The sequence below is a fragment of the Actinokineospora terrae genome, assembly GCF_900111175.1.
Taxonomy (GTDB): domain Bacteria; phylum Actinomycetota; class Actinomycetes; order Mycobacteriales; family Pseudonocardiaceae; genus Actinokineospora; species Actinokineospora terrae.
Window position 1 is genome coordinate 268,680 of sequence record NZ_FOGI01000001.1, and the last position, 25,460, is coordinate 294,139.

The following is a 25,460-nucleotide window of genomic DNA, read 5'->3' on the forward strand; positions in this document are numbered from 1 at the left end:
TCGCATTGCCTGATGACCATTATTCCATTCCGCTATCGGCGCCGGTCAGCCCTTCACCGCCCTCACCCCTTCACCGAACCGGCGAGCCCGGAGACGAGCCTGCGCTGGACCAAAACGAAGAATACGAGGACCGGGATCGTCATCAGCGTGGAACCGGCCATGATGGCGCCCCAGTCGTTGTCGTCGGGCTTGACGAACACCTGCAGCGCCAGCGGGAGCGTCTGGTTGTCGGCGGCGGAGATGATGAACGTCTTGGCGAACAGGAAGTCGTTCCAGGCGTGGATGAAAGACAGCACGCTGGTGGCCACCAGACCGGGCGCCACCAGCGGGAACAGCACCCCCCAGAGGAACCGGAACCGGCCGGCGCCGTCGAGGGTCGCCGCCTCCTCCAACTCCACCGGCACCGCCGCGACGAAACCGCGCAGCATCCAGATCGCGAACGGCAGGCTGAACGCCAGGTGCACCAGCACGAGCGAACCCAGGTGGTTCAACCCGAACGCGGGAACCGATTGCCCCACCGAGCGCATGAGGAAGAACAACGGAACGGTCAGCGCTTCCACCGGCACCATTTGCACGACCAGCAGCATGACCAACATGGTCGTGCGGCCGCGGAAGCGCAGCCGGGTGAGCGCGGCGGCGGCGAGGAACGCCACCAGCATGCTCAACGCCACCACCGCGACCGCCACGACCACGCTGTTGAGGAAATAGCGGCCGAAGTCCTGCACGGTCAGCGCCCGCACGAAACTGTCCAGGGTGGGCCGCGTCGTCCACGGCCGCGGCTCGGTGGAGATCACCTCGCCGCGCGGTTTGACCGCGGTCAACACCATCCAGAACAACGGGAACGCCACCACCCCGGCGGCGACGACGGCCACCGCCTCGGCCAGCGAGCGGCTCGCCTTCACAGGACCTCCCCGGACCGGCGCAGCGCGCGCAGGTAGAACACCGTGATGGCAAGGAGGATCAGGGTCGTCACGACGCCGATCGCCGCGCCGAGCCCGTACTCCGACGCCGCGAACGCCTCCTGGTAGGCGTAGACGTTGAGCACCAGGTTGCGCCCGGCGATGCCGCCGCCCCCGGTCATCACGTACACCTGGGTGAACACCTTGAAGTCCCAGATGATCGACTGGATGGTCACCACGATCAGCAATGGCCGCAGCAGCGGCAGCATCACCGACCGCGCCGTGCGCCACCCGGACGCGCCGTCGAGGGCCGCCGCCTCCAGCACCTCGGTCGGGATGGCGCGGATCCCGGCGTAGAGGGTGATCATGACGAACGGGAACGAGCACCAGATGACCTCGGCGGCCACCAGCCCGAACGCCGTCCACTTGCCGTAGGTCCAGGAGAACCCGTCGAGCCCGAGCAGGCTGTTGACCAGACCGAAGTTCGCGTCGAACAGGAACAGCCAGATCGTCGACCCCGCCACCGCGGGCGTGGCCCACGCGCCGAGCGCGGCCAGGAACAGGCAGGTCCGCGCCCACGGCCGGATCCTGGTGGACAGCACCGCGAGCACGGCGCCGACCACCAGCGTCCCGGAGACGCACACCGCGGCGAACCCGACCGTCTGCCCGAGCACGGACCAGAACTTCGCGCTGCCCAGCAGTGTCGAGTAGTTGCCCAGCCCGAGGAACTCCAGCGGCGCGCCACCGCTGACCTGTTCCTGCCCGTAGTCGAAGAACGAGATCACCACGAGCTGGTACACCGGGTAGCCGAGCAGCGCGACGAGCACGAGCAGGGCGGGGCTGAGGTACGCCAGCGCCGCCCTGCCCTGCCCGCGGGCGGTGGTCACGACGAGAACGCCGCGTTCATCGCGTCGGCGGCGGTCCTGGTGGCGGTGTCGACGTCCTTGCCGCCGCTGACGATCTCCTGGAGCATGGTCGGCAGCACGGCCTGCGCGTCGATCTTGGCCCAGCTCGGGGTGACCGGCACGAACCGGGTTCCGGACTCGAGCGTGGTGGTGAACGGCTTGAGGAAGGGGTCGGCATCGGCGACCGCGCGCTGCACGTCGGCGAAGGTGGGCAGGTTGCCCATTGCGTCGTACATCTTGCGCTGGTACTGCTTGCCCGCCAACAGCCTGGTGAACTCCGTCGCCAGCGTCTTGCGCTTGGTGCCAGACAGCACGCCGAGCAGGTTGCCGCCGGAGAACGCGGGCGCGACCGAGCCGGGGTCCTTGCCCGGCAGCGGAACCACCCCGTACTTGCCCGCCGCCGCGCTCGCGTCGACCGACTTGCGGTTGAAGTCGCCGCCGATGGTCATCGCCGCCTTGCCTGCGCGGAAGTTCTCCACGCTGGCGTCACCACCGTTGCCCGCGCACTGGGCCGGCGGGCAGATGTCGTCGCGCAGCAGCTCGGTGTACTTCGCGATACCGGCCTTGGCCTGCGGCGAGTCGATCGCGGCGGCGAACTTGTCACCGTTGTTGGTCGCGATGTCACCGCCGTTGGCCCACACGAACGGCAGCGCGCCGTAGACGTACTTGCCGCCGACGGAGATGCCGAGCAGCTCGGGCCTCGCGGCCCGGATCCGGCGGGCGAGCGGGGCGATCTCGTCCAGAGTGGACGGTGGCTGGACGCCGAGCTCGGTGAACACGTCGGTCCGGTAGTACAGCGCGCGAACCCCGACGTACCAGGGGATCCCGTGCACCTTGCCGTTCACCTCGGCCGTGTCGAGCACCGCGGGCACCAGGTCCTTGCCCTCGTCCCAGGCCGCCACGTCGGCGGTGATGTCGGCGAACCCGCCCGCGGCGACGTAGCCCGCGAGGTCGGTGTTGCCGAACTCGGCCACGTCCGGCGCGCTGGCCGGGTCGCTGAACGCCGCCTTGAACCGCTCGGCCCGCGACTGCACCTGGATGTACTGCACGTCCACGCTGACGCCCGCGTGCCCGCCCTGGAACTCGGCGACCGCCTCCTGGATCACCTTCTCCTTGGCCGAGCGGTTGACCTCGTCGAACAGCCACACCCGCAGCTGCCCGGACTTCTCGTCGGTGTCCGAGGCGGCCGGGCCCGACTGCACCGGCGCGCACCCCGCGGCCACGACCAGCGCGGCCAGTCCGGCTAATACCTTGCGCATCTCTCGACCCCGTCCCCGGTTGTTGCGCTTGACGCAATTTCCGTTTCATGGAGAGCAACGTGTCGGCGATCGTAAGAGGGATGCCGGAGCATGGCAAGGTCTGGACCATTCGTGTGAATGCTCACCGGGCGCCCCGGCGTGGCACGATGGAGCGCGGTCCGCCCGGTGATCCCGGCGACCAGGCCCCCGCGCGGACCACCCACCGCGTCCAGGGCACCCACCCGCGCCGGGCGTCCGCCGTCCCCGGGATGGGTTGTCCCATCGGCGTTGTGGTCCGGACCCCGGAGGAAGCCGCATGCTCGCGGTGAGCACCTACAGCCAGGAGTACATCGACACCTGCCGCGCCAGGGTCGCCGACCACGTGTCGGCCTACCGCGCGATGACCGCCACCGGCGACGGGCCCGAGTTCACCGCCGCGGTGGCCGCGTTCGAGCCGGTGTTCTTCACCAACCTGGTGCACGTCCTGGAGACCTCGTTCGTCCACCGGTTGCGCGGCAAGGAGAACAAGGACGGCAACCCGCTCAACGAGGTCCGGCTGATCAGCGCCTCTGTCCTCGCCGATGACGGGGTGCTGCGCGTCGACAAGGGCATCAAGTGGGACCCGTTGTCGACCGTGCTGGGGTACGCGCCGGGGGACCGGATCGAGGTGCGGGAAGCGGGGTTCCTCGCATTGGCCGAAGCCTTCTTCACCGACCTGACGGCCAAGTACGCATAGCGGCCAGGGCGTCCGCTTGACCTACCGGCCGCGCCGTTCGTTGAGGCAGGCGACGCACAGCGGTTGGCCGGGTAGCCGCTCGTACCGCTTGCAGCGGCAGAGTTCGGGGTTGGCCCGGTAGGTCGACCGGGTGTCGGTGCCGACCATGCGCCGCGGGTCGGGGTGCAGCGCCTCCATGACCTGCTGGGTGCGCTGGTCCGCCTCGCGCTTGGCGTGCACGGTGCGCCGGTACTTCCAGCGCTCGTCGTGCACCTGCCGGGTGCCCCGCCAGCGCTGCACCGTGTCCCCGGAGGCCGACGACTCGCGCCTGGCCCGCTCCCGGCGCTGGGTGACGGTCCGCTCCCAGGTGGCCCCCGCGATCGGCGGCGAGTCCCGCCTGCTCTCCCACGCCGAGAGCCGCGACCGGATCTGCTCGATGTTCTCCGCCGTCGCCGGGTACTTGGTGCCCTTGGGCCGGTTCTCCACCGCCCACACGATCGCCGCCGGGCACCACCCCGCCGCGAACCACGGCGCCAGCACCACGACCAGCGACTTCAGCGCGCCGAAGGTGGACCACCCGCAGGTGAACCGCATCCACCGCGCGGCCCGGAACACCTGCACCGGATCGGTGGGGATGGTCTTGTTCCCCCAGTCGTCGCGGACGGTGTGCTCGCTGTCGCGGCGGAACTGCGCGGCCAGGGCGATCCCCAGCTCGTGGCCGATGACCGGGGGAGAGGACCACGCCGACCACCGCCGCGCGGTGTCCTGAGCCGAGGTGGGGGGTTGCCCGTAGCGGGTGTTGTCCGGCCGGAACACGACAGCCCTGGCGACGGCCTGGTTGCACCAACCACGCCGGTACAGGTCCTCAAGCCGTTCGTTCAACGCGGCCGCGGTGAACTGCACGGCCCAGCTCTGCCCCGCCCGCAGCGCCTCGGTCGCCAGCCGGACCTCCTGGTCGCCCACCGGAACCGCCACGTCCGGCCACCGCACCTCGGTCACCGGCACCTCCACCCGCTCGCCTTGAGCCGCAGAGACTACTCCGCGCCCCGGCCGGGGCCGCGCGGTCCGCGTCGGCGTGTCGGGTGCGTGCCCCGGTCGTGGTCAGTTGTCGGCGCGGTCGCCGAGCAGGGTGCGGAGCTGCTGCTCGGCCCAGAGGTCTTCCTCGATCTCCTTCTCGGTGGAGCCGATGCCGACCGCGAGCAGGGACAGCGCCGTGAGGACGCCGAGGACCATGGCCAGCGGGCCGAAGAAGGCGTACGCGTCGAGGCCCGTGACGGTGCCGGTGCGGCCGGTCGGGGTGGTGACCTCCATGGCGGCCATGCCGGTGTAGTGCATGCCGTTGACGGCCACTCCCATGATCAGCGCCGCCGCCGCGGTCGCCGCGATGCCCCGCACGTTGAGCGTCGCCCACAGCGCCGCCGTCGCCGCGACGACCGCGATCACGATGGACAGCACGAGCAACGCGACGGTGTAGGTGACCGACGCGCTCATCCGCATGGCCGAGATGCCCACGTAGTGCATGGACGCGACACCGATGCCGGTGATGGTTCCCGCCCCGACAAGCCGTGCCCACCCGGCGTGCCCGTTGACCACCGCGCTGAGCCCGATCGCCACGATGCCCACAGCCAGCACCAGGCTGATCACGGTGCGGAACAGGTCGTAGCGGATCTCGGTCCCGTCCACCGCGAAGCCCATCATGGCGACGAAGTGCATGACCCAGATCCCGGTGCCGCCGATCGACACCGCCCCCAGCGCCAACCACGCCCGCCGCGACCACCCGCTGTGCGCCCTGGCCCGCTGCATGCTCATCAGCCCGAGCGCACAGCCCAGGCACGAGATGAGGTACGACAACGCCGGGGTCACCGCGCCCGCCGAGAAGTGGTGCACGTGGTCCATGGTCATCCGTTCGACGGTCGAGGAGTCCCGGCGAGCAGACCACGCCCACCCCCACCACTCCAATTCCCCGACGTGAGAGATGACTCATGCTCACTGTCTCTTGTGGACCCCTCGGACCAGGGGGTATATCCACAGAATCCCGCACCCCGGCACTCGGCCGACCACGGACCGTCACCCGATCTGCTCGTGGCCGTCGCGGGCCGCCTGTCCACTGTGGACGCGATTCGGACAGGCGGGCGACTTGTCGATCTACCTCCGCACGACTTGCCCCCGCGCCACCACCCCGACCGCGCCTCCAGGCCCCTGACCAGGCGTTTCCTGTCGCTACCCGCCGAGATATTCACCCGTTCCAGCGACAGAAGTTATCCACATGTGGATCTCCAACGCCCCATTCCAAGATCGACTGTCGGTGCCCCCCGATAGACTGGCACCGGGACGCCCCCCGGAGTGGGTGGGGGCTGGGGAAGGACTGGCGTGCGCGCGAGGCGGGGCGCGGTGCGGTGGGGCGGAGCTAGGCGGGGCGCGGCGGGGCGCGGTAGAGCGGGGCGCGGCGTGGTGGAGCGCAATGCGGTGGGGCAGGGCTAGGCGGTGCCGGGCGCGGTGGGGTGGGGCGGCGGGGTGGGGCGGATTACGAGGCGACGGGTGGGGCGGTCAGCGGCACGGGGGGCGGTAGCCGTCGACGGTGAGGCCGTGGAAGGTGAGGGTGTTGGCGGTCTTGCCGACGAAGACGAGGCCGCGGGCTTCCTTTGTGGCGGTGCTGAACGGGTGGGTGGGTTTGCCCAGTTCGGGGAGCCATGTCCAATTGTCGGGGGACAGGCTGAAGAACTTGCGCACCACTGTGCCGCCGGTCGACGGAATGAGGGTGAGCCATTTGTCGCCGCCGCTCCACGCCGAGGCCGGGCGGAGTTGGACGTGCAGGTCGGCGGTGGCGCTGTAGGTCAGCCAGAAGCCCTTGGAGCGCGACAGGTCCGCCTGGGCCTCGAACTGGTTGGCCAGCCACAGGACCACGACGTGCCACTCGGCGTTGAGGAAGGTGACCTTCGCGGTGTACTGGCGGCCGTCGCGCACGAGCAGGTTGCCGGTGGCGGGCACCGTCGTCCCCTCGCCGGAGGCGAGCCACTGCTGGTACCGGTCGATCGACGGGGTCGCGCACTCGCACCCGTGCCGCGCCGACAATCCGCTCTCGGCCACCGCGACCGTTCCCGAACCGAGCACTGACCCCGCCAGCACAAAGGCGGCGAATACCTTGCCGAAACCCGATGAGCGCATTCCCGGAAATTAGCACACAGCCCAACCCGGAGAATACGTCGACTCATCCACAATCTCGCTCACCACCATTTCCCGCCGCCCCGCGTTCCCTGTCACATCCCCCAGCCGACGTCCGGGCAAGCACCCACCGGGAGACCACCCCGAGATGACCTCGACCGCTCTGACAGCCCGGGGCAGGCGGTCACACCCGATCACTGGAGAGCAACCCCCACCATGACCACCGTCTCCGAGTACAACGCCGCTCTGCCCGCGCACCAGAAGGAGATCGCCGACGCCCTCGCCGCGGTGATCGAGTCCGTCCTGCCCGGCAAGGGCGCCGTCTGGCACGGGGCACCCGTGTGGAGCCTGGGCCCCGCGCCGGGCAAGCAGCCGGTCTGTCTGGTCAAGGCCCACCCGCGCCACGTCACCTTCGGCCTCTGGCGCGGCCAGGAGCTCGCCGACCGTGAAAGCCTGGAGCCCGGGTCCCGGACCATGGCCTCGGTCAAGCTCACCGCGCTCGCCGATGTCGATGCCGCGCGGGTGGCCGACTGGGTGCGGCAGGCCCGCGACCTCGAGGGCTGAGATGAGGAAACGCCCGGGACCGCCGGGCGTTCACCTCAGGCTCAGGCCAGTTCCCTGCCGTGCACGACCACCGCCCAGATCACCAGGACGTCCAGCGCGACCGCGATCATCGACCAGGCCGGGGACGCGGGCAGGAACGCGATCTGCGACAGCGCGTTGATCCCCGCGAGCAGCACCGCGACGACCCTGGCCCACACCGCGCCGGTCAGCAGGGCGATACCCGCGGCGGCGGCGACGGTGCCGATCACCAGGTGCGTCCACCCCCAGCCGGTCAGGTCGAACACGAGCAGGCCGCCGGGGGTGGCGGTGTAGTAGTCGCCGTGCAGCAGGGCGACCAGGCCGTAGACGATGGTGAACAGCCCGACCAGGACCATCACGATCGCGGCGAAGAGGATCCAGCCCGTCCAGCCGGTCGGCCGGGTGGTCTGGTGTGCCGGTGTGTTCATCGACTACCTCCGATTCGTCGTGTCACCGTGGACTCTTCGCCGCCCGCGCCGCCCGCGCATCGCCCGATCCCGGTGAGCGGCTACCGCGTCAGCAGCCGCCCACCCCACTGCCACACCTCGAACGCGCCGAGCACCACGCTCGCCACCGGGTCCGGTGGGTCGTCCGGTCGTGCCGACCGCTTCTGCGCCGCCAGCACCACCAGCACGAACAACACCGACATCAACGCCTTCCCGCGAACCCTCACGATGCCTCCCTAGCTCCTCTGTGGACAAAGAGGTCCCTCACAGCAGGCCCTGCCGCCTGGCCACCACGACCGCGTCGCGCCGCTGGCGGACGCCGAGTTTGCGGTAGATGCCGCGCAGGTGCGTCTTGACCGTGTTCGCCGAGACGAACATCGACTCGGCGATCTCGTCCACCGTGCGCATCGACGGCAGTTCCAGCAGCAGCTCCAGTTCCCTGGTGGTCAACGGGTCCGTGGTCGACGCGGCCGCGGGCAGCGCCGACAGCGTGCGCACGGCGAAGCCGTCCAGTCGGCCGAACCGGCCCGCCCCCTCGGCGAGCAGGTCCCGCACCGACCGGCGCGCGGTGAGGAACGGCCGCACCGCGCTGAGGGGTTCGGCTACCCGCAACGCCTTCGCCAGCGCCTCGTGCGCCCGGTGCGGGTTCTCCGCCCGGTCGACCAGGGTCGCCTCCAGCAGCCAGGCGTCGATGGTCGTGGTGGCGACCAGCGGGGGCATCGTCCCCGCCAACACCGGCACCAGCAGCCTGCGTGCCTGGCTGACCCGACCGTGGTGGGCGTGCAGGATCGCGTGCAGCACCGACAGTTCCGCTCGACCCTCCAATGCGGAATGTCCACTGTCGACCAACTCGACCGCGCGACCGGGTTCACCGACCCGCAGCGCCATCCGCACGAGCGTGGGCAGCAGCAGGGCCGACACCCGGGGGCAGACCCGCTTCCCGCCCAGCCGGTGCCAGTGTCGCGCGGCTGTCCGCACCACCGCGTGCGGGTCGTCCGAGCCCTCGAACTCGACGAACGCGGTCAGGCTGTGCGAGGCCAACGCGATCGTCGGCTCCTGGTGCGCGGGCGCTGTCTGGACCGCCAGCGCCGCCAACCGCTTGGCCTCGGCGGTGTCGCCCTGCTGGTAGGCGTACGCGCCGAGCACGACATAGACCACCGAGCACGGCCAGCTCAGCTGCCACCCGCGCGTGTTCGCCAGGTGCAACGCCCGCCGCGCCCGCCGTTCCATCTCCGGCAGGTCTGACCGCATCGCCGCGGCTACCGCGAAGTGCGCCTTCGCCCGCAACGCCAACCACGGCAGGTCGTCGCGCAAGCACGTCTGCTCGACCCGGCTCAGCTCGGACTCGGCCGCCTCCAGGTCCCCGGCCCACAACGCCGACACGCCGCGGGCGTGGCGCGACAACACGTCGATGTGCGTGTCACCGGTCGGCTTCGCCCTCGACTGCCGCGGTACGCGCGTCGCGTCGAGGTGCGAGCGTCGTGATTGGACAGTGTCGTGCAGCGCGCGATCCTCGTCCGGCCACGGTGTCGCGTCGGTGCCGTCTATCCGGGACAGGAATCTGTCCGCCGCGAGCGGGTCCGGGATCTCCAACGCCGCCAGTGCCGCGATCACCGCCATCCGGGGCTTTGCCAACCGCTCCTCGGGCAGCGTCGCCACCACGGCGGCGAGGCTCGCGCCCTGCCCCCGGGTCACCGCCTTGACCCCGTCCGACTCGACCAGCTCCGTGGCTAGGTCGGAGTCCTGGGCCAGCTCGGCGTGCCGCAGGGCGGCGGCGAGATCGCCGTCGTCGCGGAACCACCGGGCCGCCGTGCGGTGCAACCGTTGCGGCGCGCCGGGCCTGGTCCTGGCCAGCTCGGCCCGCAGGTGGTCGCGCAGCAGCGGGTGGTAGCGGTACCACTCACCGGGGACGTCGTCGCACCGCACCACCATCGAGTTCGTCCGCACCAGCCCGGGCAGCACCGTCCCCGCGTGCCGCAGCCCGGACAGTGCCGTGGCCAGCTCCGCGCTCACCCGGTCGCACACGCTCGTCGACAGCAGGAACTGCCGCGTGTGCGGGGGGTGGGCGCCCAGCACCTCCTCGGCGATGTAGGCGGTCGCGAACGGGTCCTCCGCGGGGAACCCGGCCAGGTCCCGGTCCTCGCCCGCCAGCCACCGCGCGGCCAGTCGGGTACCGGCCACCCAGCCCTGGGTCCGCGCCAGCAGCGGCTCGACGTGCTCCTGGCTCAACCCGGCGGCGTGCTCGGCCAGCAGCGCCGCCGCCTCCGGCCCGGTCATCGCCAGCTGGTGGCCGTCGACCTCCCGCAACCGGCCCTCCAGGCTCAGCCGGGACAGGTGCACCGGCGGGACGCGGCCCGCGAGCACCAGCCGCAGGTTGTCCGGTGTGTGCCGGATGAGCGTGGCCATCGCCTGCACGACAGCGGGTTCGCGCAGCTCGTGCACGTCGTCGAGGACCAGGAACACCGGGTCCGACAGCGCGGCCACCGCGCGCACCAGGTCGCCGATGTGGTCGCCCCCGCAGGTCGTCTGGCTGGGCACGCCGAGCGCGGCGTGGATGGTCGCCCACAGCAGCGCGGGCTCGTTGTCGCGCTGGTCGAGCGTCGCCCACCGCACCGGGTCGGTCGCCGCGCTCGCCCACGCCGCGAGCGCGGTGGTCTTGCCGGACCCGGCGGGCCCGTGCACCACGGTCACCGGCGGCGGCGTGCAGGCCGCGCGGACGTTGCGCTCCAGCACCGCGGCCAGCCGGTCCCGCCACGGGCCCGCGGCTGAGGTGGTCGGGACGCGCACTTTCCCGGCTGGGACGGCCCGGTGGTCGTCGATGACGAGGATCTGGTCGTGCTCGGACATCGGTTGTCGCACTCCTGTTCGCTGTTTCGCCCGACCCCGGGTTATCCGTCGCGAATAGCGGGGCCGATATCTTCTTTTCGGCGAGTAGAGCGGTACGACTGAATGACCGGCGTCACCTCCGACGGGCGAAAGACCAAGATCGTGTCCGCTCGGATCGGTTTGTCCGTCCCGATTCGGTGCCCGCGGCGCTCACTCTGTGATTCACGCCTCGTACCTCGACCGCGAATCCGGCCCGAATGACCGACATCCGACCCTCCGGGCATTCCCAGTATTCGGTGGTAAATGGGAACGAGCCGCCGGAATCACCCGGCGCGGGTGAGGATCCCGGCGGCCGAGCGCGCGCGAACGCCCCGCGTCCTGGCCGGACACGGGGCGTTTCGCTGGTGCGGGGTCAGCCCGCGAACACCCGGGCCGCGGTGGCGACCGAGGGCAGCGCGGCCACGGCCAGCGCGAGGCCGATCGAGCACGACAGCAGCAGCAACCTGGCCGTGGCCCGCACCCGCCGCCTGCCCCGCCTGCGCGGCCTGCGCGGCTGCGACAACGCGTAGGCCGCGTCCAACGACGTCCTCGTGCTCATCGGTCCTCCTCCGTTTCGCCGCGACCCCTGTCGGTCGCGCTATTCGCTGTAAGGCCGGGATGGCGTGCCGCGGGGCCCTGGTGCCCGCGGACCGGTGTTCGGCGCGGATGGCAATGACCTGATATGTCCGTGGTTCACCGAGTGCCCCGGGATCCGCGTCGCGTCGTGCTGACCGCCGAGTTCGGGTGCGTCGTCGATGTGTGGGTGGTTCGACTGTGTGTGCGAGTGGCTTGGCGGATTCGCGACGTGCGCCTCGGTTTGTCGATAGGCCTGCCGCTCGATTCAGGCGCGGCGGCCGCGGCCATATCGCCCGCGGCAGGCTGGTTCCGGGGGATGGACGGTGTTGATGCCACGGCGTCGCGCGTGGATCGGTGGTGGTCGTGGGTGGTTTACCCCCGGTGTCGGGTCGGCCGCTGGGCTGCGTGGTCGCGACCCCGACTTCGCTGCACGCGCCTCGGGCGGCGGACCCGACACCGGGTGACGGGGACTCGGGGACCTCGGTTCCGTGGTGGTCCCGGTCGCGCCGTCTGGGACAAGTCTGCCGCGGCGCGGCAGCGAAGATCATCACCTGGAGCGGGGGAGTTCCGGTCCGGCCAGCGCGGCGACCGCGGCCGCGTGCAGACCCGGTGCGGCCACGAGGAACCCCGGTGCGTCGGGCGTCCACGGCGACCCGTCGACCGAGGACACGACGGCCCCGGCCTCGGTCGCGACGAGACCGGCGCCGAGCAGGTTCTCCGCGTCCCGGCCGAACACCCAGAACAGGTCGACGCGGCCCGCGCCGACGTCGGCGACCTGCCACGACGTCGGACCGAGGTTGCGCAGCGCGGCGACCCGGTCGAGCATCCCCGGCAACGCCCGGCCCGCCGCCGCGTTCGCCTCGGGCTGTTGCGTGGCGGGGTGGCTGGAGCAGGCGAGGGCGGCGGCGAGGGACACCTTGGCGGACGGGCGGATCGGCTTGCCGTCGCGCCAGGCGCCCTTGCCGCGTTCGGCGGAGTAGGTCTCGCCGAGGGTGGGGGAGTGCAGCACGGTGAGGACTGCCTCGCGGTTGTCGACAAGGGTGACGGTCACGCACCACTGGGGCAGTCCCTGGAGGTACTGCACGGCCCCGTCGATGGAGTCGACCACCCAGTCGCCCGCGGGGAGGCGGTCGCGGAGCTCGGCGGTGAGGGGTCGGTCGAGGTCGGCGAACCGGGCCAGCAGTTCGGGCAGGGTCGTGGCGGTCGACGTGGTGGGGGCGGGGATCCGGGAGGCGATGTCCTCGACGGTCTCGATCACGGTGGTCAGCATGGGGCGAGGATCGCAGCGGGTGGCTGATTCGCGGCTTCGCTTGGCGTCGGGTGAGCGGAAGTGGACACTGGGGGCGTGGAACTGACCGAACTGGACCAGCGCGTGGTGTCGGCGCTGCAGGTCGACGGGCGGGTCGGGCCCGGTCGGATCGCCGAGGTGCTCGGGGTGTCGGCGCGGACGGTGGCGCGGAGCCTCGCCCGGGTCGCGGGGGCGGTGCGGGTGGTGCGCGTGCCGGACCGGGCGACGCTGCCGGAGGTGGCGCTGCTGCGGGTCCGGGTGCTGCGCGGGCGGGTGGAGGTGCTCGCCGACGCGCTGGCCCGCCGCCCCGAGGTCCTGTTCGTCGACGTCCTCACCGGCGGCGAGGAGATCAGCGCCGTCACCCTCGGCGGCACCCCCCGCCTCCCCACCACCCAGGCCATCACCAGCGTCCGCACCCACTGCGTCCTGCACGTCTTCTCCGACGCCGCCGACTGGCGCACCGGTCTGCTCACCCCGGGGGAACTCGCGGCGCTGATGCCCCCGCCGCCGGTGGGCTCGCACGTTCCGGACGAACTCGACTCGCGTGTGCTCGACGTCCTGTCGGCCGACGCCCGCACACCACCCGGCGCCGTGGCCGCCGCGGTGTCCGCGCCTGAATCGACGATCCGCCGCCGCCTCGATCGTCTGGCGGGCGCGGGGTTGTTGCGCACTTGCGTGGTCGCGGACCCGAGGCTGTTCGGGTTCGCGGTGGACGCGAACATCTGGATGACGGTGCCACCCGGCCGCCTGGAGGAACTCGGCAGGCGCTTGGCGTCGTCACCGGCGGTACACGGCGTCCTGGCCACTACCGGCGTCACGAACCTGATGGCGGCGGTGTTCTGCCGAGACCTGCCGGAGCTGTACCGCTTCGTTTCCGCGCTGGATGACGTGCCATCGGCCGAGGTGACGGTGGTGAGCGGGGCGGTCAAGCGGGCGGGACACCGGCATCTGGGTGTGCGGGGGCCGTTCTGAGCAGCCCCCGTTTCCCTCCTTCCAGTTGATGGCAGCGGGTAGCCAGACCCACGGTGCTGGCTGTGGATAGGCAGAGCGGATACGCCCCTAGCCGGCGACCCTCCGTCTAGCTCGTTCCGCCCCGCACGCTGCCTGCCAGCGTGGGAATCTCGGCCCCTGCGATTGTCCCCAACCCGTCATCTTCTCCACAGCCCGCACACTGCCTCTGGCTTCGCCCAGCCCACCCACGGAAGGAGGGAAACGGGGGCTGCTCGGAACGGCCCACCCTCGGCACCCGTCAACCGCACACACCCCATTCGCCGATCCTCCGCCGCCAGGTCACCATCGGCCCGCCGCGAATGGTCCTCATCGGACAGTCGCGGGGCGCTCGCTCGCCGCGCGATACCCTGCCGTGCCCCCTGATCGCGTCGCGACCCTCACCTGCGCAGCAACCCGAGCCTGGCTCTGTCCTGCGCGGCGCCTGCGACTACATCCGATCCGAGGTCGTCGCCGTGTCACCATCCCCGACGCAGGCCACGCGGTCGCCCCGTCGAGGAAATCGTCGGCTTGCTGCGGTGATCAGCCCAGGAGCAGCGGGAGTTCGGTGAGGCCGCGGTTGCGGAAGGACGGCTGCCACTGGAGGTCGGCCAGGTCCACCGCGGCGCGGAAGCCCCGGGCGAGCAGGGCGGAGAACGCGGCGGCGGCCTCGGCCTGGCTGAGGCGGGAGCCGAAGCTGCGGTGGATGCCGTGGCCGTAGCTCAGGTGCGGGTTGGGATCGCGGCGCAGGTCGAGGGTGTCCGGGAGGTCGAAGACGGTCTCGTCGTGGTTGGCGGAGGCGATGCCGAGCAGGACCGTGTCACCGGCGGGGACCTCGACGCCCGCGATGTCGAGTTCGCGGGTCGGGAAGCGGCGGATGGCCCACTGCAGCGGCTGGTCGAACCGGGTCAGCTCCTCGATCGCGCGCGGCAGCAGCGCCTCGTCGGAACGCAGGTCGGCGAGCTGGTCGGGGGCGGCGAGCAGGGCGCGCACGCCGTTGCCGATCAGGTGGACCAGGTTCTCGTACCCGGCCCACAGCGCCAGGAACGCCATGGACACCAACTCGGCCTCGCTGAGCCGGTCCTCGTCGTCGCGCACCGCGATCAGACCGGACAACAGGTCGTGCCCCGGCTCGGCCCGCTTGGCGGCGACCAAGTCCACCAGGAACCCGTGCATCGCCACGACCGCGTCACGCGCCGCGGTCGGCGGCTGATCAGGACCAGGGGTCAGCAGCGTCGTGGTCCAGCCGCGGAACCGGGCGCGGTCGGCGGGCGGCACCCCGAGCAGGTCACCGATCACCCGCAACGGCAACGGCGCCGCGAACCCGGCGATCAGGTCCACCGGCTCACCCGAGGGCAACCCGGCCAACAACTCCCGCGCCGCCGCCTCGATCGCGGGCACCAGCTCGTGCACCCGGCGCGGGGTGAACTCGCCCGCGATCAACGTCCGCAACCGGGTGTGGTCCGGCGGGTCCAGGTTGAGCAGGTTCGCGTCCAACGCCGGTGGCAACGAGAAGCCCCGGTACCCGGCCCCGGCGTTCGACCGGTCCACCGACAACCGCGGATCGGCCAACCCGGCGCGCACATCGTCGTACCTGGTCACCACCCACGCCGCCGCACCATCCGGTGTGGACACCTGGCGGATCCCACCCCCGGCGCGCAACCGCGCGTAGATGGGGTACGGGTCGACGTGGAACGCCCGCCCGAACAACTCGCTCATCCCTGCTCCGTCACCGTGCGCTCTGGATCGCCGTGCTGCCACTCGTCACCGCCCACCACCCGGACCCACGGTGACGTCCCCCAACCTGTGGATCGCCCCCCACCAGACCCCCGTTTCGCCCGGCCACCACATTGTGGATCATCATGCCCAGCACCCGTGACCCGAGTCGCCACGCCGCAGGCGCGCACTCCTCCCCGGCGGTCACAACACCACTTATCCCCAACCCCTCCAGCCATCCACAGCCCTTCCCCACCCCCTATTGACAAACCGCCGCGCTCGATAGGTTCAGAGATGGGCCCCCGGCCCCCGGGAGGGAGGGCCCCGGCCGCGGAGTGGATCTTGGTCGGCGAGGTGCTCGGGGCCGATTCGGTGTGGCTCGGAGGTGGGTTGGGCCTGCCGTGGTTGGTATTTCACGCTTTCGTGGCCCCATGCCTCCCGGCATCTTGAGACACCCCGTCGAGCAGCCGCACTGCCGCCCCGCGAGGGAGGGGCCGGCCGGGGAGGCTCAGCCGGATCGGGGGTTGAGGGTTGTGTAGGCGTGGGCTACTCGGACCAGCCAGGTGGTGTCGGTGTCGGGTGGGGGTGGTTCGGCGACGGTGTGGGGGGTTGGTGGGGGTGGGGTGTCTGCGGTCAGGGCGTCGGTGATGGCGAGGGCGGTGAAGTGGGCTCGGAGGTCCGGGTCGGGCGGTAGTGGGGTGGCGTGGGTGGGGTTGAGCCAGCGGAGGCCGTCCTGGATCTCGATCACCCGGCGGTGCAGGCGGAAGTTGAGGTCGCGGCCCGCGCGCCGCCCCGCCCCGCGGTCGAGGGCCAGGGCGGGGTTCGCGGTCATCAGGGCCGACCACAGCGGGTACAGCGCGCGGTAGGACCGGCGGTCGCGCCACGCCGCGCGGACCCGACCGACCTGCGGCCCCCACCCGGGCAGGCTCCAGCCGATCAGCGTGCAGATCCCGCCGAGCCCGGCCCCGAGCCGCGCGACGATCTCCCACCGCTGCGGGTCCAGACCCAGCGGCGCCGCGACCACGTCCGCGTACCGCGCCAGCACGTAGGCCAACCCGCCCACCGCGCCGATCGCCGCCAACCGGAGCCCGCGCGAGAGCCAGGCCCCGTCGACCGCGCGGGCGTAGCGCAGACAACGCACCACGATCAGGTACTCCGTCACGGCGAACGCGGTCACGTAGAGCATCAGGTACACCGAGTACAGCCCGTGCCCCGCGTACCGCACCGCGGCCGTCGTCGTGTCCTCCTCGGTCAGGTCGGCGAGGGTGAACAGCACCGCCATCGCCGCCAAGACCGCCGCGGAACCCCAGATCTGGCGCCGGACCACCGGTCGCGCGCGCTCCGGCTCGCGGTCCCAGAACGTCAACGCGGCCAACTGGCTGGCGGCCACACCGATCACGCTGCCCTGCGACAGCAGCAGCGCCAGGTTCGGCACCCCCGTCGCCCGGTCGAGGGCCGCCCACACCCGGGGGTCACTGATGGTGAACGTCAACCCCATGAACAGGTAGAAGAACCCGACCGCCACCGCCGCCGGGCCGCGGTCGCCGCGCGCCAGCGCCGGGAGCTTGAACAGCAGGCTGACCCACGCGATCCCCGCGCACAGCGGGTAGAGGACCCCGTTCATCCCGTCGAGTGGTCGAGCGAGTCGGCGATCCGCGCGGCCAGGCCCTGGTGCCGCGGCGCCGCCGTGCCCAGCCGCCTGGCCAGCAGGTACGCCATGACCTCGGCCTGCTGCTCCTGCTCGTCGCTGTAGTCCTTGCGCGCCAGCATGTCGCGCACCAGGTCCGGGTCGATGTCGGGGAAGAACACCGCCGCGGTGTCCTCGTCGAGGTGGCCGCCGCCGCGGTGGCAGCAGATCATGTGCCCGATCTCGTGCAGGATGATGTGCTCCCGGTGCGCTCGCGTGGTGGTCTCGTCGTAGAAGATGAAGTCGGCCTCCCGGGTCGCCACCCAGAGCCCGCACGGCTCCGACGCGCGCATCGGCACCGGCACCACGTGCAGCGGTCGTCCCCGCGCCGCGGCCAGGTGCGCGCACAGCGCGGTGAGGTCGAGCCGCTCGGGCAGGTCGAGCCCGTCGAGCAGGTCCGCGCACGCGCGCCGCAGCGCCCGCAGGTCCCGCCGCGACACCGGGTCACTCCCCGGGGTCTGCGTCGGTGACCGGCGGCAAACCGCGTTGGCGGCGCGCCTGGTCGAGCAGCGCGGTGATCAGGTCCAGGTTCGACCGGGGCAGCCCCATCGCCCGCTGCGCGATGCCGACGACGCCCCGGTCGCGCAGCATCGCGAGTTGCTCGAGCTGGTCGCGGACGCGTTCGCCCTGGCCGTCCTCGTCGTCGAAGAAGTAGCTGGGGTTCACCCCGAAGAACCGCGCCAGCGCCACCAGCAGGTCGGTGGACGGGCTGGTGCGCCGCCCGGTGCGCAACATCGACAGGTAGGCGCCGCTGACCCGCAGGTCCGGGTCGAGCCGCTTGATCTCGGCGGCGACCTCGGCGTTGGACCACTGCCGCCCGCGGGGCCTGCTCAGCCGGAACAGCCGGTCCAGGCGCGCGGTCAACGGCGTGCTGGCGCCGTCGGACATCCCATTCCCCCTGCGGTGGGTCGTCGCTGCGAACCCGACCAGTGTCGCAGGGTAACTGTCAGTTGACAATCCGCCCACACCGCTGGCTACGATGACCCACAAGGGTTAACTCCCAGTTAGAGCGCCAACCGTCGGTGTCCCCAAGGCGGTGGGTGTGGTGCGGGCCTGGTGCGCGGGCCCGTCGCCGGTGAAGCCCTTGTGTGTGGGGGTGTGCCGTGTGGCGGGGTCCAGGGGGTACCTCGCCACACGGTGCCCGCACCCATGACTCAGTGCCCGCTCGTCTGACTCAGTGCCCGCTCATCGCCGTGCCCCGCACCCAGTGCCCCGCTCGTGGCCTTGTCCGCTTGCGGCATGCCCGCTCATCGCCTTGTGCGGCAAGGACTCGGCGTGGACGGGCGCTCGACTGGCGGGGGCGTGAGAAAGAAGGAGTTCCGCGCTCAACCGGCCTGGGGGTTACCGGGAGCGCGGAACTTCAACTAGCGTAGTACGCCGATGGCCTCCCTGCACAGCGGCGCGGCGAAATTCGTTCTCGGGCGTGTCGCCGGGGCCGGATCGGTCCCGTTCCGGTCACGCCGCGCGCACGGCCGAGCCGCGGCCGTCACACCCGTCCCCACCACGGCTTCTTGACCTTGGACGGCCGTCCGCACTGCTAACGTCCGAGGGTCCTCGGTTTGTGACACCAGCCGCCAAGATGCGACGAAGGTCACTTCCGCGAGCGGCTTCAGGTCCACAGTGGACAGATCAGCGCGGCTCGGTGTCGGATGACCCGGGGTCGGGGACCTCGTCCCCGACGACGACCACCCGGTCCCGGCCGTCGCGCTTGGCCGCGCCCAGCGCGCGGTCGGCGAGTTGCTGCAGGTCGACCAGGGCGACGCCGTGCTCCGGCGCGCACGCGACGCCGATGGACACCGTGCACGGCGGGACGTCGTGGCCGAGCTGCACCCGGGGGCCGCCCGCGGGCAGATCGACGGAGGTGTCCAGGCGGCGCACGGCGGTGCGGATCCGTTCGGCCGCCTCCCGTGCCTGCTCGACGGTCGTGTCGGGCAGGACCACCGCGAGTTCCTCCCCGCCCCACCTCGCCAGGAGGTCGCCGCCGCGGGTGCTCGCGCGCAACGCGTCGGCCACGGCGCGCAGCACCTGGTCGCCGCCGAAGTGGGTGAGCCGGTCGTTCCACCGTTTGAAGTGGTCCAGGTCCAGCATCAGCACCGCCGTCGACCGCTCCGCCTCCCGATCGGCGGCCAGCACCGCGGCGGCCGCCGGGTCGAACCCGCGCCGGTTGCGCAAACCGGTGAGCGGGTCTGTCGTCGCGTCTACGCGTAACTGGTCGCGGTCCGCGGTACGCGCGGCCAGCCTGCCCAGCATCCGCGTCTCCATCACCGCCACCGCCAGCACGGCGAGCAAGGCGACCGGGGTGACCACGGCAGCGACCACGGCTCCGAGCGCGATCAGCAGCGTGTGCGCCATCAGCAGGTTGTCTTCGCGTGTGCCGAAGGTCGCCGCCGGATCCCACCTGTGGAACCGGACGCCCCGGTAGAGCGCGACCACCGCCGCGTCGACAACGAAGTACGCGACCGCCGCCAGCACCAGCACCGCGCCGAACCACAGGCCGTTGCCGGTTGTCAGCACCGTGACGTCCGCGGGCAACGCCGGGCCGGTCAGCGCCCCGCGCACCAGTCCCGCCGCCATGACCGCCAGCAACAGGGACCCCGTGCTGCCCACCCACACCGCGGCCGGTCTCAGCGAGATCCGGTACCGGCGCAGCCGCACCGCGACCACCAGCGCCGCGGCCAGCAGCGGCGGCAGCAGCACCGCCGCGCTGAAGTACCAGATCGACGCCTGGTCGATGAACTCGACGGCCCCGCGCCGCGCGCGCTCGACCCGGCGGCGCTGCTCGCTCGCCGCGGTCAGTTCCGTGTAGGTCAGCGCGCACGCGACCAGGACCAGGAACACGCCCCAATCGCCCGCGCTCACCCGTGGCGCCAGCACCACCGCGGCCACCACCGCGAGCACCGCGGCCGTGTCCGTGCCCAGCAGCATCGCCACCGTCGGTCGGTCGAACTCGTCGGTCCACCGCCTCCTGCGCCGCGGTGGCATCACCCAGCCGCGCCCCGCGCCCGCCGGACCGGTCAGCCCGCCGTCGACCGGGCGCGACAGCGCGAACGGGATCCCGGCGAACCGGGACGCCGCGAGCTCGTCGTACCGCGGCCGCGCGCGCACCCGCCGGTCGAGGCCGGACCTCCGGCAGTCCGACCCGGTGTGGATTCCCCCCATACCGCCCCTCCCCGTGAGCAGCCCAGAGCGGACCCGCCGTCGCACAGGGGGTGGAAGATGTCGGCCGGACCCCCGTCCGGCCTCGCGGAGGCCGCCCCCAGGGCGTGGCTCCGCGTGATCACCTCGCGGTCCCCCGTGGGCGCGAGTCCCTCACCCAGAACCTTAGGGCAAGCCACCGACAACGGTGGGCGGAGCGCGTCAACCACTCATTCGGAGCACCGCGGCGGGGGCGAACAGCGGCGCGAACCCGGCGCGACCGGCGGCCGCGATGCCCGCGGACGGCGCTATCTCTTGATCATCAAGGCAGTGTGCGCACGCGCGGGGACTCAAGGAGCCCAAGTCTGCGCCACCGGGCGGTCGCTGTCGAGACCTCGCCGCCCCGGGCGGAAGAGGTGAGGCCGCGGCGGTGGGTTGGTGGACCACCGCCGCGGCCTCGGCTCGCGGTGCCGGACGAGTTCCGCCCGGCAGGTCCAGGGTGTCAGAAGAACCCCGGACCGGCGTGGCGAACCCATCGGACGTTCGGGCGATGCAGCACGGCCCCGCCCGGGCGCCGATACCCGCGACGGTAGGTGGCCTAGACCAATTCGTCAATGCGGCAGCAGGTCAGTGCGCGTCGAGGTCCCCGGCGACGAACCCGGCGAGGTCCTTGCCGCCGGGGAACAGGCCCTGCGCGACCCAGGTGTCGTAGGTCTTCTGCAGCTTGCCCGCCAGCGCCGCGTCCAGCGGGACCCGCTGGTAGGCCGTCTCGTCCGGGCGGACCTCGGTGGCGACGGCGAGCGGCTGGTGGGCGAACTCGGCGTACCACTTGTCGAAGGCGTCGGGGTTGGCGCGCGACCACTCGTAGCCGCGGTCGAGCCGGGCGGCGAAGTCCTTGATCGCGTCGCGCTTGCCGTGGTCGGCGAGCGCCTTGTCGGTGGCGCTGAGCACGTTGAGGCCGGTGTTCACGCCCGCGCCGTCGCTGAGCACCCTGGCGCCCTGCTCGGTCCTGGCCCGCACCGCGTACACCGCCCAGGTGGCCCACGCGTCGATCCGCCCGGTGGAGAACGCGGCGTTCGCCTCGGTCGGGGCCAGGAAGTTCAGCGTCACGTCCTTGTCGGAGATGCCCGCCTTGGTGAGCTCACCGATCACCAGGTAGTGCGCGACGCTGCCCTTGGTGGTGGGCGAGATCCGCTTGCCGCGCAGGTCGGCGACGGTCTTGGCCGGGCTGTCCTTGGGCACCAGCAGGTAGGTGCCGCGGCCGCCGTTGGTCCACGCCGCGGCGACCTTGATCCTCGAGCCGTTCGCGATGGCGGTGACCGTGGGGGAGTCGCTGGCGCCGCCGATGTCGATCGCGTCGGCTCGCAGGGCCTCGTGCAGGTTGACCGCCGCCGCGAACTGCGACCACTCGATGTCGTAGGGCAGGTCGTCGAGCAGGCCCGCGGCGCGCAGCCGGGACTGGGTGGCGCCGGTCTGGTCGCCGACGCGCAGCACCACCCGGCCTGCGCTGTCCGAAGTGGACGAACCGCAGCCGGTCAGCGCGGCCGCGCCGAGCAGGGCGACGAGCAGCAGCAGGACACGTCTCGAACGCATGGCGGGCTCTCCCCAGGGCGGTAAACGATCACCAACGGGTGTCCATTCTCGCGGCCGGGCCGGGGGAGTCAACGGCTCCAGGCACGTTCCCAGCGGGCGAGACGGTCTTTCGCGATCCACAGTGGACCGTTCGCGGTCGGCACCTCGACGCCGGGCGCGCGGTCGGTGCCCGCCAGGAGCGACAGCTCGGGACCGGTGAGCGTTTCGTAGTGCGCCAAAGCCTCTTCGGCCGTCAGGGGCGGTTCTGGAGGCAGTGCAATGCCTGACGCGGAGTGGACGGCGTCGATGTACTCGTGCAGCGGCCGCCAGCCCGGGACCACGAAACTGCCGCCCGCGCCGGTGAAAACCAGGGTCGGCAGCGCGTAGCGGACACCGTCGTCGAGTTCTTTCGCCTGACCACTGTGCGGTCCGGGGCCGTTGACTGCCAACACCTTGTCGCACGGGCGCCGCGTCTCCGCGTGGTCGGCCCGTACGGCGTCGGTGGCCGCTGCCAGGTCGGTGACCAGCCGGTCGACGTCCAAACCCGGCACACCCGTGACCGCGCGGCGGATCCCCGGCTCGTCGTCGGCCGGGGTGCCCGCGATGAACGTGCTTTCCCGCAGCCGCCGCACCACCCGCCCGGCGACGTCCACGCCCTGGGTCTCGGCCGCCTTGCCCGCCAGCGACGCGGGCAGGCTCGACCTGGTCAGCCAGGCCAGCCGGTCCGCGTGCGGCGCCCCGGTGTGCGCGGCGACCTCGGCGATGAAACCGGTGTACCAGCGGGCCTCGGCGACCGGGTCCGGGGCCGGGTCATCGCCGTCGTCGAACAGGATGCCGAACACCCGCCGCCACCGCACCGCGCCACCCGCCAGGCCGAGCCGCTGCCGCAGCCAGCGCAGCTTCGGCTCGGTGCCCCACGCCCACGGGCAGGCCGGGTCGGTGTACTCGGTGACCGCGAGCGCGGCACCCGTCACGGCAGCGGCAGGTCGACCGGCGCCCACAGGCTGGGCAGGTTCACCACGATCCCCTCCTGGCTGCTGCGCGCGATGATCACCACCGCCGGTTCGTCGCCGGGGTTCTCCTCGCGGTGCGGCACGTACGGCGGCACGAAGATGTAGTCGCCGGGGCCGGTCTCCAGCCGCACCTCCTGGTCGCCCTCGGCGAAGACGAACACCGGGTTGCCGGACTTGATGTAGATCGCCGTCTCCGCCTCGCCGTGGTGGTGGTCGCCGGAGTTGGTGCCGGGCCCCACGTGCGTCTCGCCCATCCACACCTTGGTCGACCCGACGGTCTTGCCCGACACCGCCTCCAGCCTGCGCATGCCGCTGGTCTGCGTGGTGTCGCCGCTGAGGTCGGCGCCCCTGATGTGGCGCAGCGGGCGGTGCCAGTGCTCGGTGCCCGCCACCCGGTCGTCGTGCTGGGTCATGGTTCTCCTAGTTCGCTATCCGGTGCGGGGTCGGCCCCGCGAGCAGGTGGGCGATGGTGGTCGCGCGCAGCACCAGGTCCAGTTGGGACTCCACGGCGGACCACAGGCCGCCCAGGTGCGCCGCGGTGCCGTGGTAGCCGACCGCGGGCCGCGGCTCGCCCCGCACGCTCAGGTGCGGACCGTCCACCGCGGTCACCGCGTCCCGCACGGTGATCGACGCCGCGTCGCGGGCCAGCCAGTAGCCGCCCTCGCAGCCGCGCTGGCTGCGCACCAGGCCCGCCTGGCGCAGGTCCCTGATCACCGCCTTGATGAACCGCGGCGGGATGTCCTGTGTGGACGCCACCGCCTCACAGGTGATCGGCCGGGAGGTGTCGGCGGCGAGTTCGAGCAGGACCCGGATCGCGTAGTCCGCCTTGGCCGAGACGCGCATCACGCCCGCACGAGCACGGCGTCCGCGTGCACCCGGCCCAGGAACCGGAGCACCTCGTCGGCAGCGGCGTCGTGGGTGGTGTCGTTGAGGATGTCGTGGGCGCCCTCGACCTCGACGAACCGGGCGCGCAGGCGCTCCGCGATCACCCTGGCGATCGCGATGTCGGCCACGGAGTCGTTGGTGCCGTGCAGGAGCAGTGCGGGGACGGCGATCTCGGACACCAGGACGACGTCGGGCTCGGTGTTCAGCGCGCCGCGCACGAAGTGGGCGTCTGCTTCCAGCAGTTCCCGGTAGACGGGGCACGAGGTTCGCGCGGCCAGTTCCTCGCGCCAGGGCAACGTCGGCCCCGCGCCGTGGGGGAGACCGGCGGCGATCGCCCCGCGCACACCTGGGATTTCGGCGAGAGCGAGGGCCGCTGCGGCGCCGGTGTCACTGCCCAGCAACACAACTGGACCTTCGGCCGACGCGATGACCTCTGCGGCTTCGTCTACCCGGGTCGCGACGACGTGATAACCCTCCGCGGCCAAACGGGTGCCGAGGCGTTGGTAGATGCCGGGGTGCTCGCCTCGCCCGGGAAGCACGACTACGGTGCCACGGGTCGCTGATGGTCCCCAGTGGACTGTCCTCGGTGCGCTGGTCATACCGCCACCAGTGCCCGGTTGGCCAGTTCCTGGCGTACCAGCGGGAGGACGTGGCGGCCGTAGTCGATCGCGTCGTCGAGGGGGTCGTAGCCGCGGATCAGGAGCGTGGTGACGCCGATGTCGACGTAGTCCAACAGGGCCTTGGCGACGGTGTCCGGGGTGCCGACGAGGGCGGTGGAGTTGCCCGCGGCGCCGGTGGCCGTGGCGGTCGGGGTCCACAGTGCACGGTCGTGGCGTTCGCCCTTGCGGGCTGCTTCCAGGAGACGCTGGCTGCCGACGTTGGTCGGTTCCCCGCCGCGCCACTGCTTGGTCACCGCCGCGGCGGGGGAACCCTTGATGACGTCCAGGATCCGGTGCGCGCGCTCCCACGCCAGGTCCTCGGTCGGGCCGAGGATGGGTCGGAACGAGACGCTGATGCCCGGCGCCGGTCGACCGGCCGCGTGCGCGGCGGCGCGGATGGCGGCGATCTGCTCGGCCGTCTCGGCCAGGGGCTCGCCCCACAGCGCGAAGGTGTCCGCGTGCTTGCCGCCGACCCGGTAGGCGGCCTCGGAGGAGCCGCCGAAGTAGAGGGGGAGCGCGGGGCCGTTGAGCGGGCGGACCTCGGCCCGGTAGCCGTCGACCCGGTAGTGGGTTCCGTTGTGGGAGAAGGGTTCCTCGGCCCGCCACGCCGCCTTGAGGACGTCGAGGTACTCGTCGGTGCGGGCGTAGCGCTCGTCCTTGCCCAGGTAGTCGCCGTCGCGGGCCTGCTCGACGTCGCTGCCGCCGGTGATGACGTGCACCGCCACCCGCCCCGCACTGAAGTGGTCGAGCGTCGCGAACGCCCGCGCCGCCAACGTCGGCGCCACGAACCCGGGCCGGTGCGCGACGAGCAACCCCAGCCGCTCGGTGTGCGCGGCCACGTACGCCGCGACCTGCTGCCCCTCCGGCCACCCCGACCCGTACCCGATGAGCACCCGGTCGAACCCACCGTCCTCGTGCGCCCGCGCGAACCGCCGCAGGTACTCCCGATCGATCACCGGCCCCGACGGTGCCCTGGTCTCGCTCTGATCCCGAGTCCCGACCATCCCGACGAACTCGACCGCCATCGCTTTCCCTTCCACCCCTGCGAAAACCCCCGCACCCGACCCCGCCCAGCGAACGACACCACCCACCGCGGTGTCAATTGGTCATCTCGGGGTGTCCATTCCCTG

General features: G+C 72.0%; 25 protein-coding genes. 3 read left to right on the forward strand and 22 right to left on the reverse strand.

Going from position 1 to position 25,460, the window contains the following annotated elements:
* Positions 1–62 precede the first annotated feature (62 nt).
* From BMY07_RS01110 to BMY07_RS01120, 3 genes are read right to left on the reverse strand one after another with little or no spacing between them, the layout of a single operon-like run.
* Positions 63–902 carry a carbohydrate ABC transporter permease gene (locus BMY07_RS01110; RefSeq protein WP_092774492.1) on the reverse strand — a complete coding sequence of 280 codons (840 nt, stop codon included), beginning with the start codon at positions 900–902 and terminating at the stop codon, positions 63–65.
* Positions 899–1,786, reverse strand: coding sequence for a carbohydrate ABC transporter permease (locus BMY07_RS01115; protein WP_092774493.1), 888 nt, complete (start codon positions 1,784–1,786; stop codon positions 899–901). The genes BMY07_RS01110 and BMY07_RS01115 overlap by 4 nt, the downstream gene beginning before the upstream one ends.
* Positions 1,783–3,063 (reverse strand): extracellular solute-binding protein, encoded by a 1,281-nt coding sequence (locus BMY07_RS01120; protein WP_092774494.1) that lies wholly within the window; start codon positions 3,061–3,063, stop codon positions 1,783–1,785. Before BMY07_RS01120 ends, BMY07_RS01115 begins: the two co-directional genes overlap by 4 nt.
* Positions 3,064–3,358: 295 nt before the next feature.
* On the opposite strand from BMY07_RS01120, the gene BMY07_RS01125 reads away from it, so the two are divergent.
* The gene (locus BMY07_RS01125) at positions 3,359–3,778 is read left to right on the forward strand and encodes a hypothetical protein (protein WP_092774495.1); all 420 of its coding nucleotides are present in this window, start codon (positions 3,359–3,361) and stop codon (positions 3,776–3,778) included.
* A 21-nt stretch (positions 3,779–3,799) separates the two neighbouring features.
* Here BMY07_RS01125 and BMY07_RS01130 read toward each other — a convergent pair whose 3' ends face one another.
* From BMY07_RS01130 to BMY07_RS01140, 3 genes are all read right to left on the reverse strand, one after another.
* Complete coding sequence (locus tag BMY07_RS01130) at positions 3,800–4,756, reverse strand: hypothetical protein (RefSeq protein WP_143073294.1); 957 nt, start codon at positions 4,754–4,756, stop codon at positions 3,800–3,802.
* A gap of 102 nt (positions 4,757–4,858) precedes the next feature.
* Positions 4,859–5,659, reverse strand: a complete 801-nt coding sequence (locus BMY07_RS01135; RefSeq protein ID WP_092774497.1) for an MHYT domain-containing protein — start codon at positions 5,657–5,659, stop codon at positions 4,859–4,861.
* A 645-nt stretch (positions 5,660–6,304) separates the two neighbouring features.
* Entirely contained in the window at positions 6,305–6,922 is a 618-nt protein-coding gene (locus tag BMY07_RS01140) for a hypothetical protein (protein ID WP_245782119.1), read from the reverse strand.
* A gap of 213 nt (positions 6,923–7,135) precedes the next feature.
* On the opposite strand from BMY07_RS01140, the gene BMY07_RS01145 reads away from it, so the two are divergent.
* The gene (locus BMY07_RS01145) at positions 7,136–7,483 is read left to right on the forward strand and encodes a DUF1801 domain-containing protein (RefSeq protein WP_092774498.1); all 348 of its coding nucleotides are present in this window, start codon (positions 7,136–7,138) and stop codon (positions 7,481–7,483) included.
* A 41-nt stretch (positions 7,484–7,524) separates the two neighbouring features.
* On the opposite strand, the gene BMY07_RS01150 is transcribed toward BMY07_RS01145, so the two are convergent.
* The 5 genes from BMY07_RS01150 to BMY07_RS01165 all read right to left on the reverse strand — a co-directional run bounded on the left by BMY07_RS01150 (position 7,525) and on the right by BMY07_RS01165 (position 12,658).
* On the reverse strand, positions 7,525–7,929 hold the full coding sequence (locus tag BMY07_RS01150) for a DUF7144 family membrane protein (protein WP_092774499.1): 405 nt from the start codon (positions 7,927–7,929) through the stop codon (positions 7,525–7,527).
* 80 nt (positions 7,930–8,009) lie between these two features.
* A complete protein-coding gene (locus BMY07_RS34035; protein WP_177215371.1) occupies positions 8,010–8,174 on the reverse strand; it encodes a hypothetical protein in 165 nt (54 codons plus the stop codon).
* 37 nt (positions 8,175–8,211) lie between these two features.
* Positions 8,212–10,794 (reverse strand): winged helix-turn-helix domain-containing protein, encoded by a 2,583-nt coding sequence (locus tag BMY07_RS01155; RefSeq protein ID WP_092774500.1) that lies wholly within the window; start codon positions 10,792–10,794, stop codon positions 8,212–8,214.
* A 391-nt stretch (positions 10,795–11,185) separates the two neighbouring features.
* A complete protein-coding gene (locus BMY07_RS01160; RefSeq protein WP_092774501.1) occupies positions 11,186–11,371 on the reverse strand; it encodes a hypothetical protein in 186 nt (61 codons plus the stop codon).
* Between the two features lie 564 nt (positions 11,372–11,935).
* Positions 11,936–12,658, reverse strand: a complete 723-nt coding sequence (locus BMY07_RS01165) for an inositol monophosphatase family protein (protein ID WP_092774502.1) — start codon at positions 12,656–12,658, stop codon at positions 11,936–11,938.
* A 75-nt stretch (positions 12,659–12,733) separates the two neighbouring features.
* Between BMY07_RS01165 and BMY07_RS01170 the strand changes: the two genes are divergently transcribed.
* On the forward strand, positions 12,734–13,648 hold the full coding sequence (locus BMY07_RS01170) for an Lrp/AsnC family transcriptional regulator (protein WP_092774503.1): 915 nt from the start codon (positions 12,734–12,736) through the stop codon (positions 13,646–13,648).
* 558 nt (positions 13,649–14,206) lie between these two features.
* Here BMY07_RS01170 and BMY07_RS01175 read toward each other — a convergent pair.
* The 11 genes from BMY07_RS01175 to BMY07_RS01225 form a co-directional block, all read right to left on the reverse strand.
* The gene (locus BMY07_RS01175; RefSeq protein WP_092774504.1) at positions 14,207–15,382 is read right to left on the reverse strand and encodes a cytochrome P450 family protein; all 1,176 of its coding nucleotides are present in this window, start codon (positions 15,380–15,382) and stop codon (positions 14,207–14,209) included.
* A 505-nt stretch (positions 15,383–15,887) separates the two neighbouring features.
* Positions 15,888–17,003, reverse strand: coding sequence for an MAB_1171c family putative transporter (locus BMY07_RS01180; protein WP_092774505.1), 1,116 nt, complete (start codon positions 17,001–17,003; stop codon positions 15,888–15,890).
* On the reverse strand, positions 17,000–17,506 hold the full coding sequence (locus BMY07_RS01185) for a hypothetical protein (protein ID WP_092774506.1): 507 nt from the start codon (positions 17,504–17,506) through the stop codon (positions 17,000–17,002). The genes BMY07_RS01180 and BMY07_RS01185 overlap by 4 nt, the downstream gene beginning before the upstream one ends.
* Before the next feature lie 4 nt (positions 17,507–17,510).
* On the reverse strand, positions 17,511–17,954 hold the full coding sequence (locus BMY07_RS01190; protein WP_092774507.1) for a helix-turn-helix domain-containing protein: 444 nt from the start codon (positions 17,952–17,954) through the stop codon (positions 17,511–17,513).
* Between the two features lie 741 nt (positions 17,955–18,695).
* Positions 18,696–20,225 (reverse strand): GGDEF domain-containing protein, encoded by a 1,530-nt coding sequence (locus BMY07_RS01195; RefSeq protein WP_092774508.1) that lies wholly within the window; start codon positions 20,223–20,225, stop codon positions 18,696–18,698.
* 603 nt (positions 20,226–20,828) lie between these two features.
* Positions 20,829–21,794, reverse strand: coding sequence for an ABC transporter substrate-binding protein (locus BMY07_RS01200; protein ID WP_092774509.1), 966 nt, complete (start codon positions 21,792–21,794; stop codon positions 20,829–20,831).
* 68 nt (positions 21,795–21,862) lie between these two features.
* A complete protein-coding gene (locus tag BMY07_RS01205; protein ID WP_092774920.1) occupies positions 21,863–22,747 on the reverse strand; it encodes a DsbA family oxidoreductase in 885 nt (294 codons plus the stop codon).
* The gene (locus BMY07_RS01210) at positions 22,744–23,199 is read right to left on the reverse strand and encodes a cupin domain-containing protein (protein WP_092774510.1); all 456 of its coding nucleotides are present in this window, start codon (positions 23,197–23,199) and stop codon (positions 22,744–22,746) included. The genes BMY07_RS01205 and BMY07_RS01210 overlap by 4 nt, the downstream gene beginning before the upstream one ends.
* Positions 23,200–23,206: 7 nt before the next feature.
* Positions 23,207–23,629, reverse strand: a complete 423-nt coding sequence (locus BMY07_RS01215; protein ID WP_092774511.1) for an RrF2 family transcriptional regulator — start codon at positions 23,627–23,629, stop codon at positions 23,207–23,209.
* Positions 23,629–24,210, reverse strand: coding sequence for an alpha/beta hydrolase (locus tag BMY07_RS01220; protein ID WP_218150558.1), 582 nt, complete (start codon positions 24,208–24,210; stop codon positions 23,629–23,631). The genes BMY07_RS01215 and BMY07_RS01220 overlap by 1 nt, the downstream gene beginning before the upstream one ends.
* A 56-nt stretch (positions 24,211–24,266) precedes the next feature.
* On the reverse strand, positions 24,267–25,355 hold the full coding sequence (locus BMY07_RS01225; RefSeq protein ID WP_092774513.1) for an LLM class flavin-dependent oxidoreductase: 1,089 nt from the start codon (positions 25,353–25,355) through the stop codon (positions 24,267–24,269).
* Between the last annotated feature and the right edge of the window lie 105 nt (positions 25,356–25,460).

What these genes read in the sequence shown, in the direction of transcription:
- BMY07_RS01120 (WP_092774494.1), bottom strand. Translation starts at nt 3,063, where the DNA reads ATGCGCAAGGTATTAGCCGGACTGGCCGCGCTGGTCGTGGCCGCGGGG.
- BMY07_RS01125 (WP_092774495.1), top strand. Translation starts at nt 3,359, where the DNA reads ATGCTCGCGGTGAGCACCTACAGCCAGGAGTACATCGACACCTGCCGC.
- BMY07_RS01135 (WP_092774497.1), bottom strand. Translation starts at nt 5,659, where the DNA reads ATGACCATGGACCACGTGCACCACTTCTCGGCGGGCGCGGTGACCCCG.
- BMY07_RS01140 (WP_245782119.1), bottom strand. Translation starts at nt 6,922, where the DNA reads ATGCGCTCATCGGGTTTCGGCAAGGTATTCGCCGCCTTTGTGCTGGCG.
- BMY07_RS01145 (WP_092774498.1), top strand. Translation starts at nt 7,136, where the DNA reads ATGACCACCGTCTCCGAGTACAACGCCGCTCTGCCCGCGCACCAGAAG.
- BMY07_RS01150 (WP_092774499.1), bottom strand. Translation starts at nt 7,929, where the DNA reads ATGAACACACCGGCACACCAGACCACCCGGCCGACCGGCTGGACGGGC.
- BMY07_RS01155 (WP_092774500.1), bottom strand. Translation starts at nt 10,794, where the DNA reads ATGTCCGAGCACGACCAGATCCTCGTCATCGACGACCACCGGGCCGTC.
- BMY07_RS01160 (WP_092774501.1), bottom strand. Translation starts at nt 11,371, where the DNA reads ATGAGCACGAGGACGTCGTTGGACGCGGCCTACGCGTTGTCGCAGCCG.
- BMY07_RS01165 (WP_092774502.1), bottom strand. Translation starts at nt 12,658, where the DNA reads ATGCTGACCACCGTGATCGAGACCGTCGAGGACATCGCCTCCCGGATC.
- BMY07_RS01175 (WP_092774504.1), bottom strand. Translation starts at nt 15,382, where the DNA reads ATGAGCGAGTTGTTCGGGCGGGCGTTCCACGTCGACCCGTACCCCATC.
- BMY07_RS01180 (WP_092774505.1), bottom strand. Translation starts at nt 17,003, where the DNA reads ATGAACGGGGTCCTCTACCCGCTGTGCGCGGGGATCGCGTGGGTCAGC.
- BMY07_RS01190 (WP_092774507.1), bottom strand. Translation starts at nt 17,954, where the DNA reads ATGTCCGACGGCGCCAGCACGCCGTTGACCGCGCGCCTGGACCGGCTG.
- BMY07_RS01195 (WP_092774508.1), bottom strand. Translation starts at nt 20,225, where the DNA reads ATGGGGGGAATCCACACCGGGTCGGACTGCCGGAGGTCCGGCCTCGAC.
- BMY07_RS01200 (WP_092774509.1), bottom strand. Translation starts at nt 21,794, where the DNA reads ATGCGTTCGAGACGTGTCCTGCTGCTGCTCGTCGCCCTGCTCGGCGCG.
- BMY07_RS01210 (WP_092774510.1), bottom strand. Translation starts at nt 23,199, where the DNA reads ATGACCCAGCACGACGACCGGGTGGCGGGCACCGAGCACTGGCACCGC.
- BMY07_RS01215 (WP_092774511.1), bottom strand. Translation starts at nt 23,629, where the DNA reads ATGCGCGTCTCGGCCAAGGCGGACTACGCGATCCGGGTCCTGCTCGAA.
- BMY07_RS01225 (WP_092774513.1), bottom strand. Translation starts at nt 25,355, where the DNA reads ATGGCGGTCGAGTTCGTCGGGATGGTCGGGACTCGGGATCAGAGCGAG.